At 72.0% G+C, this 15,447-nt stretch carries 14 protein-coding genes; 7 read left to right on the plus strand and 7 right to left on the minus strand.

What is annotated here, in order from left to right; all coding sequences use genetic code 11:
• Positions 1-58 precede the first annotated feature (58 nt).
• The 4 genes from modA to P4R38_RS00650 are packed head-to-tail and all read left to right on the plus strand — an operon-like array spanning position 59 to position 3,963.
• Entirely contained in the window at positions 59-817 is a 759-nt protein-coding gene (gene modA, locus P4R38_RS00635; RefSeq protein WP_277190522.1) for a molybdate ABC transporter substrate-binding protein, read from the plus strand.
• A complete protein-coding gene (gene modB, locus P4R38_RS00640; RefSeq protein WP_277190523.1) occupies positions 814-1,620 on the plus strand; it encodes a molybdate ABC transporter permease subunit in 807 nt (268 codons plus the stop codon). Before modA ends, modB begins: the two co-directional genes overlap by 4 nt.
• Positions 1,617-2,702, plus strand: a complete 1,086-nt coding sequence (locus P4R38_RS00645; RefSeq protein ID WP_277190525.1) for an ABC transporter ATP-binding protein — start codon at positions 1,617-1,619, stop codon at positions 2,700-2,702. Before modB ends, P4R38_RS00645 begins: the two co-directional genes overlap by 4 nt.
• Complete coding sequence (locus P4R38_RS00650; protein ID WP_277190527.1) at positions 2,692-3,963, plus strand: hydroxyacid-oxoacid transhydrogenase; 1,272 nt, start codon at positions 2,692-2,694, stop codon at positions 3,961-3,963. Before P4R38_RS00645 ends, P4R38_RS00650 begins: the two co-directional genes overlap by 11 nt.
• A 220-nt stretch (positions 3,964-4,183) precedes the next feature.
• Here the strand turns inward: P4R38_RS00650 and P4R38_RS00655 are convergent, their stop codons facing one another.
• The 7 genes from P4R38_RS00655 to P4R38_RS00685 are packed head-to-tail and all read right to left on the minus strand — an operon-like array spanning position 4,184 to position 12,443.
• Complete coding sequence (locus P4R38_RS00655; RefSeq protein ID WP_277190528.1) at positions 4,184-4,861, minus strand: N-acetylmannosamine-6-phosphate 2-epimerase; 678 nt, start codon at positions 4,859-4,861, stop codon at positions 4,184-4,186.
• Positions 4,854-5,798 (minus strand): ROK family protein, encoded by a 945-nt coding sequence (locus tag P4R38_RS00660; protein ID WP_277190530.1) that lies wholly within the window; start codon positions 5,796-5,798, stop codon positions 4,854-4,856. Before P4R38_RS00660 ends, P4R38_RS00655 begins: the two co-directional genes overlap by 8 nt.
• Positions 5,795-6,739, minus strand: a complete 945-nt coding sequence (locus P4R38_RS00665) for a dihydrodipicolinate synthase family protein (protein ID WP_277190531.1) — start codon at positions 6,737-6,739, stop codon at positions 5,795-5,797. Before P4R38_RS00665 ends, P4R38_RS00660 begins: the two co-directional genes overlap by 4 nt.
• Entirely contained in the window at positions 6,736-7,791 is a 1,056-nt protein-coding gene (locus P4R38_RS00670; protein WP_277190533.1) for an ABC transporter ATP-binding protein, read from the minus strand. The genes P4R38_RS00665 and P4R38_RS00670 overlap by 4 nt, the downstream gene beginning before the upstream one ends.
• Complete coding sequence (locus P4R38_RS00675; protein WP_277190535.1) at positions 7,788-9,821, minus strand: dipeptide/oligopeptide/nickel ABC transporter permease/ATP-binding protein; 2,034 nt, start codon at positions 9,819-9,821, stop codon at positions 7,788-7,790. The genes P4R38_RS00670 and P4R38_RS00675 overlap by 4 nt, the downstream gene beginning before the upstream one ends.
• Positions 9,821-10,777 carry an ABC transporter permease gene (locus P4R38_RS00680; RefSeq protein WP_275240011.1) on the minus strand — a complete coding sequence of 319 codons (957 nt, stop codon included), beginning with the start codon at positions 10,775-10,777 and terminating at the stop codon, positions 9,821-9,823. Before P4R38_RS00680 ends, P4R38_RS00675 begins: the two co-directional genes overlap by 1 nt.
• A 28-nt stretch (positions 10,778-10,805) precedes the next feature.
• Complete coding sequence (locus P4R38_RS00685) at positions 10,806-12,443, minus strand: ABC transporter substrate-binding protein (RefSeq protein ID WP_277190536.1); 1,638 nt, start codon at positions 12,441-12,443, stop codon at positions 10,806-10,808.
• A 153-nt stretch (positions 12,444-12,596) separates the two neighbouring features.
• Between P4R38_RS00685 and P4R38_RS00690 the strand changes: the two genes are divergently transcribed.
• From P4R38_RS00690 to P4R38_RS00700, 3 genes are read left to right on the plus strand one after another with little or no spacing between them, the layout of a single operon-like run.
• Complete coding sequence (locus tag P4R38_RS00690) at positions 12,597-13,307, plus strand: FadR/GntR family transcriptional regulator (protein WP_275240014.1); 711 nt, start codon at positions 12,597-12,599, stop codon at positions 13,305-13,307.
• Positions 13,308-13,316: 9 nt separating this feature from the next.
• The gene (locus P4R38_RS00695; protein WP_277190538.1) at positions 13,317-14,291 is read left to right on the plus strand and encodes an acetylxylan esterase; all 975 of its coding nucleotides are present in this window, start codon (positions 13,317-13,319) and stop codon (positions 14,289-14,291) included.
• A complete protein-coding gene (locus P4R38_RS00700) occupies positions 14,288-15,325 on the plus strand; it encodes an SIS domain-containing protein (RefSeq protein ID WP_277190539.1) in 1,038 nt (345 codons plus the stop codon). Before P4R38_RS00695 ends, P4R38_RS00700 begins: the two co-directional genes overlap by 4 nt.
• The last annotated feature ends 122 nt before the right edge of the window (positions 15,326-15,447 follow it).

Consider the following 15,447-nt stretch of genomic DNA (forward strand, 5'->3'; position numbering starts at 1 on the left):
CCCGTCGTGGACGCCGGTCGCGGGATGGCGGCGGCGGTCGACATCTAGGCTCCTGGGCATGAGTGCACTCCGGTCCGGGACGGCAGTCCTCACCGCCACCGCCCTCGCGACGACCCTCGCCGGGTGCGGCGGCGACGAGCAGCCCGCCCGGTCCAAGGTCGTCACGGTGCTCGCCGCGGCGTCGCTGACCGAGGCGTTCACCGACCTGAAGAAGCAGGTCGAGGACGCCCACCCGGACGTCGAGGTGCGGGTGAGCTTCGCGGCCAGCTCGACGATCGTCCAGCAGGTCAACAACCACGCCGACGCCGACGTCGTCGCGCTCGCCGACGAGAAGGCCGGCAAGACCCTGAAGCCGGACGTGCTGGGCTCCGCCGCGCCCCGCCTGTTCGCGACGAACCGGCTGATGATCGCCACTCCGGCCGACAACCCGGCGCACGTGACCGGGCTGGACAGCCTGACGTCGTCGTCCGTCGACACCGTCCTGTGCGCCCCGCAGGTGCCGTGCGGCCGCGCCGCGAAGAGCGTGCTGGCCAAGGGGCACGTCACGCCGCACGTCGTGTCGTACGAGCAGGACGTCAAGGCGACGCTCGCCAAGGTCCGGCTCGGTGAGGCCGACGCCGCGATCGTGTACGTCACCGACGTCACGGCCGCCGGGACGTCCGTGCGCGGGGTGGCGCTCAAGCCCGACCAGAACGTCACGACGCGACTGCCGATCTACGCACTCAACGACGACGAGGGCACCCGCGCGTTCGTCGATGCCGTGACTTCCTCGACCGGTCGAAAGGTGTTGACCACGAGGGGTTTCGGAGCGCCGTGACCCGCGAGCGCGCCACGACGGGCGGGCCGGGAGCACCGGCTCGCAGCGTCCTGGCGATCCCCGCCGCACTCGCGCTCGTGCTCCTCCTGCTGCCGCTGGTCGCCCTGCTCTCCCGGGTCCGGTGGGGCAGCCTCGGCTCCGCGCTGTCGACCGCGGGCGCCGGCGAGGCCGTCAGCCTGTCGATCCGGACGACGCTGACGACGGTCGTGCTCTGCGCGCTGCTCGGAACGCCGCTGGCCTGGGTCCTCGCCCGCTCGACCGGACGCTGGCTGCCGTGGCTGCGTGCCGTGGTCACCGTGCCGCTGGTCCTGCCTCCGGTCGTCGGCGGTGTCGCCCTGCTCGTCGCGTGGGGCCGAGAAGGGTTGGTGGGCGGGCCGATCCACGACTGGTTCGGCTGGACGATCCCGTACTCCTGGGTGCGCGTCGTGCTCGCCGAGACGTTCGTGTCGATGCCGTTCTACGTCCTGGCCGTCGAGGGTGCGATGCGGGCGCTGGACGGCCGGTACGACGCCGTCGCGGCCACCCTGGGCGCCTCGCCGTGGCGGACGTTCCGGTCCGTCGTCGTCCCGATGGTGCTCCCCGGTGTCGCCGCCGGAGCCACGCTGGCCTGGGCCCGCGCGCTCGGGGAGTTCGGCGCGACCATCACGTTCGCCGGCTCCTTCCCCGGCCGGACGCAGACGGCTCCGCTGGCGGTGTACCAGGCGTTGGAGATCGACCCGGACGCCGCGACCGCGCTCAGCATGGTGATGCTGCTCGTCTGCGTCGCGGTGCTGGCGCTGCTGCGCGGGCGGTGGTGGCGGTGAGCGTCCACCTCGACGGCTCGACCCGGCGCGGCGACTTCACGCTCGAGCTGGCTCTGGACGTGGAGCCGGGCGAGGTCGTGGCCGTCCTCGGACCGAACGGCAGCGGCAAGACCACGCTGGTCGACGTGCTGGCCGGCCTCACCGGCCTGACCGAGGGCGCGCTGTCCGGTCCCGGTGGGGGCGCCGGGGACGCGGCAGGTGCGGTCGGGTGGGACGCGCCGGCGTCCCGGACCTGGGTGGCGCCGCAGCAGCGCAGGGTCGGGTTGGTGCTCGCGGATCCGCTCCTCTTCCCGCACCTGAGCGTGCGGGACAACGTCGCCTTCGGGCCACGGTCGCGCGGCGCCGGGAGGGCCACGGGACGCCGTACGGCGGACGCCGAGCTCGCGACGGTGGGGCTGGCCGACCGGGCGGGCGCGCGTCCGTCGACGCTGTCGACCGGACAGGCGCAGCGCGTCGCGCTCGCTCGCGCGCTGGCGGGCGAGCCCCGCCTGCTGCTGCTGGACGAGCCGCTCTCCGCGCTCGACGCCGAGACCCGGGTCACGACGCGAGCGACGCTGGCGGCGAGGCTGCGGACGTTCGAGGGCTGCACGGTGCTCGTGACGCACGACCCGCTGGACGCCCTCACCATCGCCGACCGGCTGGTGTTCCTCGACGCCGGACGGGTCGTGCAGGTCGGGACCCCGCACGAGGTCGTCTCCCGGCCGCGTAACCCGTACGTCGCACGGGTCGTGGGACTCAACCTGTGGCGCGCGACGGCGGACGCGACCGGCGTCGTACGGCTCGACGGTGGTGCTGCTGTGCAGGTCGCCGAGCCCCCGGACGCCGCCGACGTCTGGGTGACGGTACGACCCTCGGCGGTGGCACTGTGGCCGCAGGAGCCGCACGGCTCGCCCCGCAACGGCTGGCGCCTGACCGTGGTCGCGGTCGAGCTGGCCGGCCAGTCGGCGCGCGTGTCGCTCACGGGTCGGATCGACCTGGTCGCCGAGGTGACGGCCGCCTCGGTGGCCGAGCTCTCCCTGCACCCCGGCACCGAGGTGTGGGCAACGGTGAAAGCAACGGAGGTCAGCACGTATGCAGCATGAGCAGGTCTTCACGTACGGCGCGCCGCAGCTGAAGTTCGGCGCCGGGGCGAGCGACGAGATCGGGTACGACCTCAGCGTGACGGGCGCGCGGACCGTCCTGGTGGTCACCGATCCTGGTGTCGCCGCGACCGGCGGTCCACAGCGGGTGGCTGACCAGATGGCCCAATTCGGTGTGGTGGCAACTGTATTCGACGGTAGTCATGTCGAGCCGACCGACGAGAGCCTGGCCGCTGCAGTGGCGTGGGCTCGCGAGAACGGGCCGTTCGACGCGTTCGTGGCGGTCGGCGGCGGGTCGAGCATCGACACGGCCAAGGCGATCAACCTGCTGACCAGCAACGACGGCGAGCTGATGGACTACGTCAACGCGCCGGTCGGCGGCGGCCGCGCGCCCGAGCACCCGCTCAAGCCGCTCATCGCCGTACCCACCACGACCGGCACCGGCTCGGAGAGCACCACCATCTGCGTCCTCGACGTGCTGTCGCAGAAGGTCAAGACCGGCATCTCGCACGCGCGGCTCCGGCCGACGTCAGCGGTGATCGACCCCGAGCTCACGCTCACCCAGCCGCCCGGAGTGACCGCGGCCGCGGGCATGGACATCCTGTGCCACGCGCTGGAGAGCTACACGGCTCGCCCGTACACCTCGTACGAGCGCAAGCAGCCGCACGAGCGGGTGCCGTACTGCGGGTCGAACCCGATCGCGGACATGTGGTCGGAGAAGGCGCTTCATCTGCTGGCCGGAGCGTTCCGCCGGGCGGTGCGGGATGGCGACGACCGCGCGGCGCGGACCGACATGGCGATGGCGGCGACGTTCGCGGGCATGGGGTTCGGCAACGCGGGCGTGCACGTGCCGCACGCCAACGCGTACCCGATCGCGGGGCAGGTCAAGGACTTTCGACCGGAGGGCTACCCGCAGGACGAGCCGATGGTGCCCCACGGCATGGCCGTCGCGCTGACGGCACCCGAGGCGTTCCGCTTCACCTACGAGGCGGCGCCGGAACGGCACCTGAGGGTCGCGCAGATCCTGGACCGCGACGCCCCCGCGACCGACGAGCCTGCCGACCAGCTGCCGTCGGTGCTGGTCGCCCTGATGCGCGACATCGGCATCCCGGCGGGCATCGGTGCGGTCGGGTACGACGAGTCCGACGTCCCGTCGCTGGTGGACGGGACGATGAAGCAGCAGCGCCTCCTCGCGACCGCTCCCCGCCCGGTCACCGAGGACGACGTCGCCGCGATCCTCACCCGCTCGATCCACCTCTGGTAGCCGCACCCCCGCGGCAGAAGCTGGCCAACCGCACACGCATACCTGTGCCACCGGCCAACCTTTGCCGCACCCCGCGGCAAAAGCTGGCGAACCGCACACGCATACCTGTGCTACCGGCCAACCTTTGCCGCACCCCGCGGCAGAAGCTGGCGAACCGCACACGCATACCTGTGTCACCGGCCAGGTTTTGCCGGAGGGGTGGGTGAGGTGGGGGCGCGGGTCAGGGGCGGCGGAGGGCGTCGACGAACCAGCCGGTGATCGAGGCGGGGTGCGTGATCGCCGTACCCACGACCACGGCGTACGCACCCGCCTCGAGCGCACGGGCGGCGTCGTCCGGCGTGTGCACCCGGCCCTCACAGATCACCGGCACCTCGACCGCCCGAGCCAACCGCTCCACCAGCCCGAGGTCCGGACCGGAGGTCTTGACCGTGTACGGCGTGTACCCGGCGAGCGTCGTGCCCACCAGGTCGGCACCCGCGTCCACGGCGGCGACGCCCTCCTCGAGGGTCGAGCAGTCGGCCATCACGAGGGCGTCGGTCCGCTCGTGCAGGGTCGCGATCGTCTCGGCGACGGTCAGGCCGTCCGGGCGGTCCCGGGTCGTGCCGTCGAGGGCGACGACCTCGACGCCGGTGTGAGCGACCGCGACCGCGTGGGCGAGGGTCGGGGTGATGTGGACCGGCGCATCGCCGTCCTTCCACAGCCCGATCACCGGCACGTCCACGGCCATGCGGATCGACGCGAGGTCCTCCAGACCCTGCGCACGGATGGCCGCGGCTCCCCCGGCCACCGCGGCCTGCGCGACCTGGGTCATCGTCCGGGGGTCGCGCATCGGCTCGTCCGGGTAGGCCTGGCAGGACACGATCAGACGGCCGCGCAGGCCGGCGAGGACGTCAACCATCGAGGCTCCTCCACGCGAGTCGGGCGGCCCCGACCAGTGCCGCGTCGGCACCCAGCGAACTCGGCACCACCGCGACGTCCCGGGTTGCGGGCAGCAGCTCACGCCGCAGCGCATCGATCATCGGCCGCCACCAGATGTCGCCTGCGCCGACGACGCCGCCCCCGATGACGACCATGTCGGGATCGAGGAGGTTCACGGCACCGCCGACGACGGAGCCGAGCGCCTGCGCACCGCGCAGCAGCTCGTCGCGCGCCGGCCCGGGCCCGTCGAGGGCACGTCGGACGACGTCCTGGAGCCGGGCGAAGGGCGCACCGGTACGGCGCGTGACGGCCCGGCAGATCGCCGGCCCCGCCGCGATCGCCTCCAGGTGCCCTTCCCCCCCGCACACGCACGGCAGGCCCGAGGCGTCCGGGGCGGGCACGTGCCCCAGGTGGCCGGCGGCGTTTCGGGCGCCGTGCCGCACCCACCCGCGGTGCACCCACGACGCACCGACGCCGGTGCCGACCGCGACGTACAGCACCTGGTCGACCCCCTTGGCGGCGCCCCGCCACACCTCGCCGAGCGCGTGGGCGTGCACGTCGTTGTCCACGGTGGTGGGCAGGCCGGTGGCCCGCCGCAGCTCAGCGGCCACGGGGGTACCCGCCCAGCCCTTCAGCACGTCGGTGGACGAGACGACGACGCCGGCCCGGCTGTCGATGACGCCCGCGGCCCCCACGCCGACCGCGAGCGGCTCGGCGCCGGTCACGCGGATCACCTCGTTGATGCGTTCGACGACGTTGTGCAGCAATGCTTTCCGCCCGTCCGGTCCGGGAGTGCCGGACTCGGAGCGCGCCAGCACGACTCCGGTGTCGTCGATGACGGCGGCGCAGGTCTTCGTACCGCCGATGTCGACACCGACGACGGTGCGCGGCAGGGCGCGCGTGGGCGCACCCGTCATGCGTGGACCGTGAGGCCGGCCAGGTCGAGCTGCATTCGTACGCGGGCGATCTCGTCGTCGTCGTACGCACGCATCGGCAAGGAGACCGTCGGGGAGTCGATCACTCCGAGCAGGTGCAGGGCGGTCTTGAAAGCTCCCACCCCGCGCGTCGCCCCCGCCGTGGTCGCCGGATCCGCGGCGTCGACGATGCGGAAGAGCCGCACCAGCCGCTCCTGCTCCTTGCGCGCGGTGGCCCAGTCACCCTCGGCGCACGCCCGGTGGAGGCGGACGTAGCCGTCCGGGTCGACGTTGCCGAGTCCCGGGACGGCGCCGTCGGCACCGGCGAGCAGCATCCCGTCGACGACCACCTCGTGGCCGGTCAAGGCCGAGAACCCCTGCACGCCGGCGTCTTCCAGAGCCAACAGCAGCTGCCGGAACGCGACGTCGTCACCGCTGGAGTCTTTCACTCCGGCGAGCAGGCCGTCCTGGGCCAGGCTCAGCAGCAGGTCGTTGCTCAGCTTCCGCCCGACACACACCGGGATGTCGTACGCGAGCACGGGCAGGTGGGTCCCGGCGGCGACGGCGGTCAGGTGACGGCGGATCTCGTGCGGCCCCACGATGGCGTAGAACGGCGCGGTCACCACGACGGCGTCGGCACCGAGACGCTCGCACGCCCGTACGCGCTCCATGACCCTCGGCGTCGTCGGCTCGATCGCACCGGCGACCACGGGCACCGCGCCGGCCGTCGCGCCGACGACGACGTCGATCGCAACGTCGCGCTGCGCGTCGGTGAGGAAGACCGTCTCCCCCGAGCTGCCCAGCACGAAGAGGCCGTCGACCCCCGCCGCCAGCTGCCGGTGAACCAGCCGCTCCAGCGATCCGCGGTCGACCTCACCGGCGGGCGAGAGGGGGGTGACCACCGGCGGGACCACACCCGAGAAGGTGGCGGTCGTCGTACTCACAGGATCTCCTTGACGTCATCGGTGACGGCGCGTGCCTCACGCGCCTGGGCGGCCAGGTCACGAGCGCTCGTGCCGGCGGAAATCGGGTGATGGCAACGCAACTCGTGACCAACGCCAACGCGCTCCGGCTCGGGCATCGCGGTGGCGCAGGTGTCGTCGGCGCGCCAGCAGCGCGTCCGGAACGGGCAGCCGCTCGGCGGCGCCGTCGCGGACGGGACCGGACCGACGAGCGGGATCGGCTCGATCGGGTCGAGCAGGCCTGGCGTCGCCGAGAACAGCGCCCGCGTGTACGGGTGGCGCCCGTCATCCGGCAGTGCGGATGCGGGGGTCTGCTCGACGATGCGGCCGAGGTACATCGTCACGACCCGGTCGCTGATGCGGCGGACCGTCTGGATGTCGTGCGAGACGAACACCATCGCCAGGTCGAGCTCGGTCTTGAGGTCGAGGAGCAGGTTGAGGATCTGGGCTCGCACCGACACGTCGAGCGCACTCGTCGGCTCGTCCGCCACGATCACCGAGGGGCTGAGCGCGAGTGCCCGTGCGATGGACACCCGCTGGCGCTGACCGCCGGACAGCTGACCCGGCAGGGCCCGAGCCAGCGACGACGGGAGGCCGACGAGGTCCATCAGCTCGCGGACCCGATCCTCTCGCTCTCGCCCGGACCTCCAGCGGTGGACGTCCAGCGGGTCGCGGATGACCTGGTCGACCGGCATCCGGCGGTTCAGGGAGCCGGACGGGTCCTGGAAGATCATGCCGACGCCCTGGCCTACCGTGCGGCGCCGCTCGGCTCCCGACATCGACCACACGTCGGTGCCGCCGAACAGGACCTGCCCGCTGGTCGGCTGCTGCAGCCCGACGAGCGCCTTGGCGAGCGTGGACTTGCCGCAGCCGGACTCGCCGACGACGCCGACGGTCTCCCCCGCGCGGATCTGCAGGTCCGCGCCGGTGAGGGCGTACACCTTGGTGCGGTCGAGCAGTCCGCCACCGCGTGCCCGGTGGACGACGTGCAGGTCCTTCGTCTCCAGCACGGGCCGGATCTGGTCGTCGTTCACGAGCGGGCCTCCTGCGCGTCGACGGTCTGTGGTCCGGCATGCTGAGCGGCCGGTGCCGCATCACCGAGCGGGTCGTCCGCCGGGTGATGGCAGGCCGCGACGTGGCGGGACGGCTCGCCGACGAGTGCCGGGACCTCGTCCAGGCAGACCTGGGTCGCCATCGGGCAGCGGTCGGCGAACCGGCAGCCTTTCGGGAAGTCGGCCGGTGACGGCACGACGCCCCTGATCTGGGTGAGTCGCTCGGCACCGGCCTCCAGGGACAGCACCGAGCCGAGCAGGCCGCGTGCGTAGTGGTGGCGCGGCTCGGCGACGACCTGGGAGGTGACGCCTGCCTCGACGATGCGGCCGCCGTACATCACGTCGACCCGGTCGCACACGTCGCTCACCAGGGCGAGGTCGTGGCTGACCAGGATCAGCGCGAAGCCGAGCTCGGCCCGCAGCCGCAGCAGCAGCTGGACGACCTGCGCCTGCACGGTCACGTCGAGCGCGGTGGTGGGCTCGTCGGCAATGATCATCCGCGGGTCGCGGGACAGCGCCATGGCGATGACGACGCGCTGGCGCTGGCCGCCCGACAGCTCGTGCGGGTACGACGACAGGGTCCGCCTCGGGTCGAGCCCGACGAGCTCCATCAGCTCCTCGGCGCTGCGGGTACCACCGCGTCGAAGGACCTGAGCGAGCTGCGACTTCACCGTCATCGCGGGGTTCAGGGCGGAGAGGGCGTCCTGGTAGATCATCGCGATCTCCTTGCCCATCAACGCCCGTCGACGCTTGGCCGACATACCGACGAGCTGCTCGCCGGCGAACTCCATCGATCCGGAGACGCGAGCACCGGCCGGCTCGAGGCCCATGATCGCCAGCGAGGTGAGGGACTTGCCGGAGCCGGACTCACCGACCAGGCCGAGCACCTCGCCGGGGCGGACGTCCAGGTCGACGCCGTCGACGATGTCGACGCCCTCGTGCCGGCCGGGGAAGGAGATGTGCAGGTCGCGCACGGTGAGGATCGGGTCGCCGACCGGCAGCGGACGGGCATTCACGCGCAGCCGCTGCGCCGCGACCCGCAGGCCGGGCAGCGCCACCGGCGCGCGCTCTGCGGACTCCTCGGCGACCGCCGCGGCTGTCTCGGGAGTACGCCGGGCGACGGCTCGACGCGCGGCCGGCGCGGCCCACGCGTCCGAGATGCCCTCCGACACGACGTTGAGCGCGAGGACGGTCAGGAGGATCAGCAGACCGGGGAAGAACGTCGCCCACCACGATCCGGACTGCAGGATCTCCTTGCCGTACGCGATGACCGAGCCCCATGAGGACTCCGCGGCCTGACCCGGCAGACCGCCGCCGATGAACGACAGCGACGCCTCGAAGATGATCGCGTCGGCGACCATGACCGTCGCGAACACCATGACCGGTGCCGCGCAGTTGCGCAGCACGTGCCGGCGCAGGATGTGCAGGCGGCGAGCGCCGATGACGTGCTCCGCGGCGACGTAGTCCTCGCCGTACTGCGCGAGGACGTTGGCCCGGACCACCCGGGCGATCGACGGTGCGAACACGAAGCCGATCGCGAGGATCAGGACCAGCAGGCTGTCCTTGCCGTACGCGACGATCAGGACCGCGGAAAGGGCGATGGCCGGGAACGCCATGACGACGTCCAGCAGCCGCATGACGACCTCGTCGACGACCTTGTGGCTGGTGGCGGCGAGCGCGCCGAGCACCGTACCGACGGCGAGCGCGATACCGGCCGCGCCGAAGCCGACGACCAGCGACCGGCGCGTACCCGCGATCAGCCGGGAGAGGATGTCGCGCCCGGAGCGGTCGACGCCGAACCAGAAGTCGCCGCCGGGCCCGGTGCCGACCGGTGCGAGGTTGGTCCGCGTCGGGTCGTGCGGCGTGAGCCACGGGCTGAGCAGACCGACGAGCACGAGCAGCGCGACGAAGACCAGCGCGATGCGGGCCGGCCAGCCGAAACGCCTGAGGCTGAACGACTTCCACGGTGCGGCCGAGAGCCGCTGGGTGAGCTGGGGACGGTAGGCGGTCATCAGTGGCCTCCTCGCAGCCGCGGGTTGGCGATCAGGTACAGGACGTCGACCACGAGGTTCACGACCACGAAGCAGGCTGCGATGACGAGGATGGTCCCCTGGGCGAGCGCGGTGTCGTTGGTCTGCACGGCCTGCATGACGAGTGTTCCCATGCCGGGCATCTGGAAGATCGCCTCGATGATGATCGTGCCGCCGATCAGGTAGCCGACCCGCAGGCCGAGCACCGTGAGCGGGTTGACCAGCGCGTTGCGCAGGACGTTACGCCCCACCACGACGCGCGGCGGCAGGCCGGAGCCGTACGCCGTCCGCACGTAGTCCTTGTCCAGCTCCTCGACCATCGCCGTGCGGACGATGCGCGCCAGCGAGCAGCCGACAGGTACGGCCAGCGCGATCGCGGGCATGGCCATCGACTTCAGGAAGCCGGTGAAGGAGTCGGCGGGGTTGGTGTAGCCGGCGTTCGGGAGCCAGCCCCAGCTGATCGACAGCTGCTGGATCAGCAGCAGCGCCAACCAGAACGACGGGATGGAGATGCCGGCCATGGACACCACCCGGATCAGCTGGTCCGGCCAGCGGTCCCGGAACAGGGCCGCGGTGATGCCGAGGACCAGCGCGATGACCAGGGCGAGCGCGACGCCGATGAGGGTCAGCTGCAACGTGAGCGGGAGTGCCTCGCCCACCAGTCCGCTCACGGACTTGTCGAGCGAGATCGTGGTGCCCAGGTCCCCGGTCACGGCGTCCTTCACGAACGTCACGAACTGGACCGGGGCGGGCTTGTCCAGCCCGTGCTCGTGCTCGAACTGCTGGATCTGCGCGCTGGAGGCGTTGTCACCCAGCGCCGCGACGGCCGAGTTGACCGGCGACAGGCGCATGATGACGAACACGAACAGGGCGATGCCGAGCAGCAGCGGGATCAGCGTGAGCAGTCGCCGGACGACCATGCCGAGGACCTGGAGCACACGACCTCCTTCGGGTGGACGACCTGGATCAGGCCTTGCGGGCGGTGTCGAGGAAGTACAGCCCGGTGGTGGACGCCGGCTGGAAGTCACTCAGCGTCGTGTCGTCCCAGCCGGTGACGATCTTGGTGTGCAGGACCGGGTAGAGCGGCGCCTCGTCGGCGACGAAGTCGAGCACCTGCTTCCAGATCGCCTTCTGCTTCGCCTCGTCGGTCTCGGCGGCGGCCTGGTCCAGCCAGGTCGCGACCTTCTTCTGCGAGGCGGCGTCCCAGTGGTAGCGCTTCTGCGGCCAGGTCTCACCGAAGTAGAACCAGCGCAGCAGCAGGTCGGTGTCCACGCCGAACACGGTCGGGTCGCCGGACGCCGCCAGCACCCGGAACGAGCTCTTGGTGACCAGCCCGTCGGGTGCGGGTGCGTACACCGAGGAGGACGGCGCGGTGTTGAGCGTCGCGGTGACGCCGATCTGCTTCCACGCGTCGACGAGCAGCGGGGCGATGTCCTTGACGAAGGCCGCGTCGGTGGTGACGAGCTCGAACTTCAGGCTGCTGGCGCCGGCCTGCTGCAGCAGGGACTTCGCCTTGGCCTGGTCGAAGCCGTAGACGGTGGACGCCTTCTGGTACGCCTTGTTGCCGTGGTCGAGGTAGCTGTCGGCCGGGGTGCCGTACCCCTGCAGGGCAGTCTGGATGATGGACGTGGTGTCCAGCGCGTAGTGCAGGGCCTGCCGGACGCGCTTGTCGTCGAACGGCTTGGCCGAGCAGTTGAACATCAGGAACAGCTGGTTGAACGCCTGCTTGGGCTCGGCCTTCTTCTTGCCGGCGACCTGCTTGACGTTGATGTACGGCACCGCCTCGATCGCCTGCGAGCGACCGCTCTCCAGGTCGGCGACGCGCGTCGCGGCCTCGGTGGTGGTGTGCCACACCATCTTCTGGGCCTTCGCCTTGCGCGGTCCGTTGTAGTGGGGGTTCACCGAGAAGGTGAGGCCCTTGCTCTGGTCGGCGCTGTCGATCTTCCACGGGCCGCTGCCGACCGGCGTGGTGTCGAACGCCTTGCTCGCCGCAGCGTCGCCCGTCTTGGCCTTCGGCACGATCTTGATGACCGCGACCCGCTCGACGAAGAGCGCGAACGGCGTCTTCAGCGTGAACTCGACCGTCTTGGCGTCCTTGGCCTTGACCGCCGCGATGAAGCCGATGAACTGCGACATCAGCATCTCGGGGTCCATCGCGCGGGTGAAGGAGTGCGCGACGTCCGCAGCGGTGACGGCGGTGCCGTCGGAGAACGTCGCGCCGTCGCGCAGCGTGGCGGTCCAGGTCCTGCCGTCGGCGCCGGCCTTCGGGAGGTCGGCGGCCAGCGCCGCGTACGGCTCGCGGGTCACCGGGTCGAGGTCCACGAGTCCCTCGAACGCGTGCTGGTTCGCGGCGGTGGCGACCGCGCTCGAGGCGTTAGCCGGGTCGAAGCCGCTGGAGAGGGCGAAGGCCAGCGTGGCCTCGATGGTGGACGACGCGGCCTTGCCTCCGCCGCCGGCGTTGCCGGTCGACTCCGGGCCGCCGCTGCACGCGCTCACGGCGGCGGTGATGGCCGCGGCGGCGCTGAGCGTGCCGGTCAGCTTGAGGAAGCTGCGCCGAGACGGCCGGGCGGCGCCGGGCTCGGTGCGGAGCGGGTGGTGCGACACATCTGCCTCCAGGTGGGACGTCGAGATGTGACCCACCGTACATCAGACATCAGACGTCTGACGTTGATATGGTGAACTCGCTCGTCCGAGCGGTCGACCCTCACGGACCGCCGCCGTACGACACGATGCCAGGGCACGTCAGAGGAGGGGTTCATGGCACTACCGGCCAGCACGCGGGTCCGTTCGGCGCAGCACGAGGCGACCGAGCGGATCAAGGCGTACATCCTCGACCACCGGCTGCACGCGGGCGACGCGCTGCCGACGGAGGCCGAGCTGATGACCGCCATCGGCGCGAGCCGATCGAGCGTGCGCGAGGCGATCAAGACGCTGAGCGCCTTGGACATCGTCGAGGTGAGGCACGGGCACGGCACCTTCGTCGGCCGGCTCTCGATGAGCGCGATGGTCGAGAGCCTGGCCTTCCGGTCGATGCTCAGCAGTGCCAGCGACTACACGGTGCTCGCCGACCTGGTCTCGATCCGGGAGATGCTCGAGCAGGGGCTGGCCGGGCGCATCATCGACGGCTTCGATGCCGAGCAGGAGCGGGGGCTCAGCACCCTCGCCCGAGCCATGCACGACCTCGCCGAGCTGGGTCGCCCCTACGTCGAGGAGGACCGCCAGTTCCACCTCCTCCTGCTCAAGCCGCTCGGCAACGAGCTGGTCGTGCAGCTGACCGGTGCGTTCTGGGAGGTGCAGTCCCGCGTAGCCCCGTCGCTCGCCGTCACCGAGGAGGACTGGCTGCGGACGGCCGACGCGCACGTCGAGATCGTGGCGGCCGCGGCGGCCCGGGACCGCGACCGCCTGCACGCGGCGATCGAGGAGCACTACGCGCCGGTGAAGAACCACATCCGCGCGCTGGCGCAGTAGGACCCGGCCGTGCCGCACTACGACCTGCCGCTGCCCGAGCTCGAGACCTACGCGCCACCGCGCCACGAGCCGGCGGACTTCGCCGAGTTCTGGGCCAAGACGCTGGCCGGCGCCCGCGAGCACGACCTGGACGTGACCGGCCGGCCCGCGGCCGCGTACCTGCGTACGGTCGCGGTCCGGGACGTCTCGTTCGCCGGCTTCGGCGATCACCGCATCGGCGCGTGGCACCTGCGACCCCGCGAGGCCTCCGGCGACGTCCCGACGGTCGTGCAGTTTCTCGGGTACGGCGACGGTCGGGGTACGCCGGTCGACTGGCTGATGTGGCCGGCCGCCGGCTTCGCGGTCCTCGTCGTCGACACCCGAGGTCAGGGCGCCCGCGCCCGACGCGCCGGGCTGACGGGTGACCCCGGCGGGAGCGACAACGCGCACGTCGAGGGATTCCTCACCAAGGGCGTCCTCGACCCCGACGACTACTACTACCGGCGCGTCTACACCGACGGGGTGCGCGCGGTCGAGGCGGCTCGCACGCTGCCGGGCACCGACGCCGGGCACGTCGCCGTCGCCGGGACCAGCCAGGGCGGCGCCATCGCGCTCGGCGTCAGCGGGCTCGCGCCCGAGCTCGTCGACGCCGCGATCGTGCACGTGCCGTTCCTGTGCGACGTCCGGCGCGCCGTCACGATCGCCGACCGGGCGCCGTACGCCGAGCTGCTGGCCTTCCTGCGTACCCACCGGGGCGCGGCCGAGCAGGCGTTGCGGACCATCGACCACGTCGACGGGACCACTCTAGCGGCGCACGCGACGGCACCCGCGCTGTTCTCGGTGGCGCTGATGGACCAGATCTGCCCGCCCTCCGGGGTGTACGCCGCCTACCACCACTACGCCGGGCCGAAGTCGCTCGACGTCTACCCCTACAACGACCACGAGGGCGGAGCGGCCGACGCCGACATCGCATCCGTCCAGTGGCTTCAGGAGCTCTGGTCATGACGACACCCGGTCAGCTGATGAGGGCCGAGATCGCCGAGCAGCCCACGGTTCTCGCGAACGTCCTCGCCTCGTACGGTGCGCATCTCGCGCCGGTCGTCGCGCGGCTGCGGTCGCACGACACCCGCGCGGTGCTGCTGGTCGCGCGAGGCACGTCCGACCACGCGGCGCTCTACGCGAAGTACCTGATCGAGACGCGCATCGGGCTGCCGGTCGGGCTGGTGTCGACCTCGACGTACACCGCGTACGACACCCGTCCGGCGCTGGACGGCGTCGTGTGGATCGCGGTCAGCCAGTCCGGCGGCTCGCCCGACCTGGTGGAGTCGACGGAGAAGGCCCGCGCGGCGGGAGCGATGACCATCGCCCTGACCAACGCCGACGGCTCACCGCTGGAGGAGGCCGCCGAGCTGCGCCTGCCGATGCTGGCCGGCGCCGAGCGCTCGGTCGCCGCGACGAAGACGTACACCACGTCGCTGCTGTGGCTGTGGCTGCTCGTGGAGGGCTGGGCGCAGCGCCCGCTCGACGCCGCAGCCGGCGTCCCCGACTGGGTCGCAGCATCGTTGGACCGACCCGAGGTCGCCGACGTCGCCTCGCGGTACCGGTTCGTCGAGCGGCTGGTGACCACGTCGCGCGGGTTCGCCTACCCCACGGCGCGCGAGGCCGCGCTGAAGCTGATGGAGACGTGCTACCTGTCGGCGCACGCGTTCTCCGGCGCCGACCTGCTCCACGGCCCGCTCGCGATGGTCGACGAGGACCGCCCGGTCGTGGTGATCTGCCCCGACGGCCGGGGCGGCGCGGCGCTGGAGCCGGTGCTGGAGCAGCTGCACGCGCGGTCGGCCGACGTCTGTCTCGTGGCACCGAGCGAGGTGCGGGGGTCGGCCGCGCTGCGGATCCCGCTGCCGTCCGGCATGGTCGAGGAGCTGGCGCCGATCGCGCAGATCGTCCCGCTGCAGCAGCTCGCCCTCCAGCTCGCCGTCTCGCGGCACCACGACCCCGACCACCCGCGCGGCCTGCAGAAGGTCACCCGCACGACCTGACCACCCCCCTCTCCCCCCGGCAAAAGGTGGTCGCCGGCACACGCATACCTGTGCCGAGCCCCAGCTTTTGCCGCTCACCGGCAAAAGGTGGTCGCCGGCACACGCATACCTGTGCCGAGCCC

This window comes from Luteipulveratus flavus (assembly GCF_029439465.1).
Classification (GTDB): domain Bacteria; phylum Actinomycetota; class Actinomycetes; order Actinomycetales; family Dermatophilaceae; genus Luteipulveratus; species Luteipulveratus flavus.

What these genes read in the sequence shown, in the direction of transcription:
- modA (WP_277190522.1), top strand. Translation starts at nt 59, where the DNA reads ATGAGTGCACTCCGGTCCGGGACGGCAGTCCTCACCGCCACCGCCCTC.
- P4R38_RS00700 (WP_277190539.1), top strand. Translation starts at nt 14,288, where the DNA reads ATGACGACACCCGGTCAGCTGATGAGGGCCGAGATCGCCGAGCAGCCC.
- P4R38_RS00675 (WP_277190535.1), bottom strand. Translation starts at nt 9,821, where the DNA reads ATGACCGCCTACCGTCCCCAGCTCACCCAGCGGCTCTCGGCCGCACCG.
- P4R38_RS00650 (WP_277190527.1), top strand. Translation starts at nt 2,692, where the DNA reads ATGCAGCATGAGCAGGTCTTCACGTACGGCGCGCCGCAGCTGAAGTTC.
- P4R38_RS00660 (WP_277190530.1), bottom strand. Translation starts at nt 5,798, where the DNA reads ATGACGGGTGCGCCCACGCGCGCCCTGCCGCGCACCGTCGTCGGTGTC.
- P4R38_RS00655 (WP_277190528.1), bottom strand. Translation starts at nt 4,861, where the DNA reads ATGGTTGACGTCCTCGCCGGCCTGCGCGGCCGTCTGATCGTGTCCTGC.
- P4R38_RS00690 (WP_275240014.1), top strand. Translation starts at nt 12,597, where the DNA reads ATGGCACTACCGGCCAGCACGCGGGTCCGTTCGGCGCAGCACGAGGCG.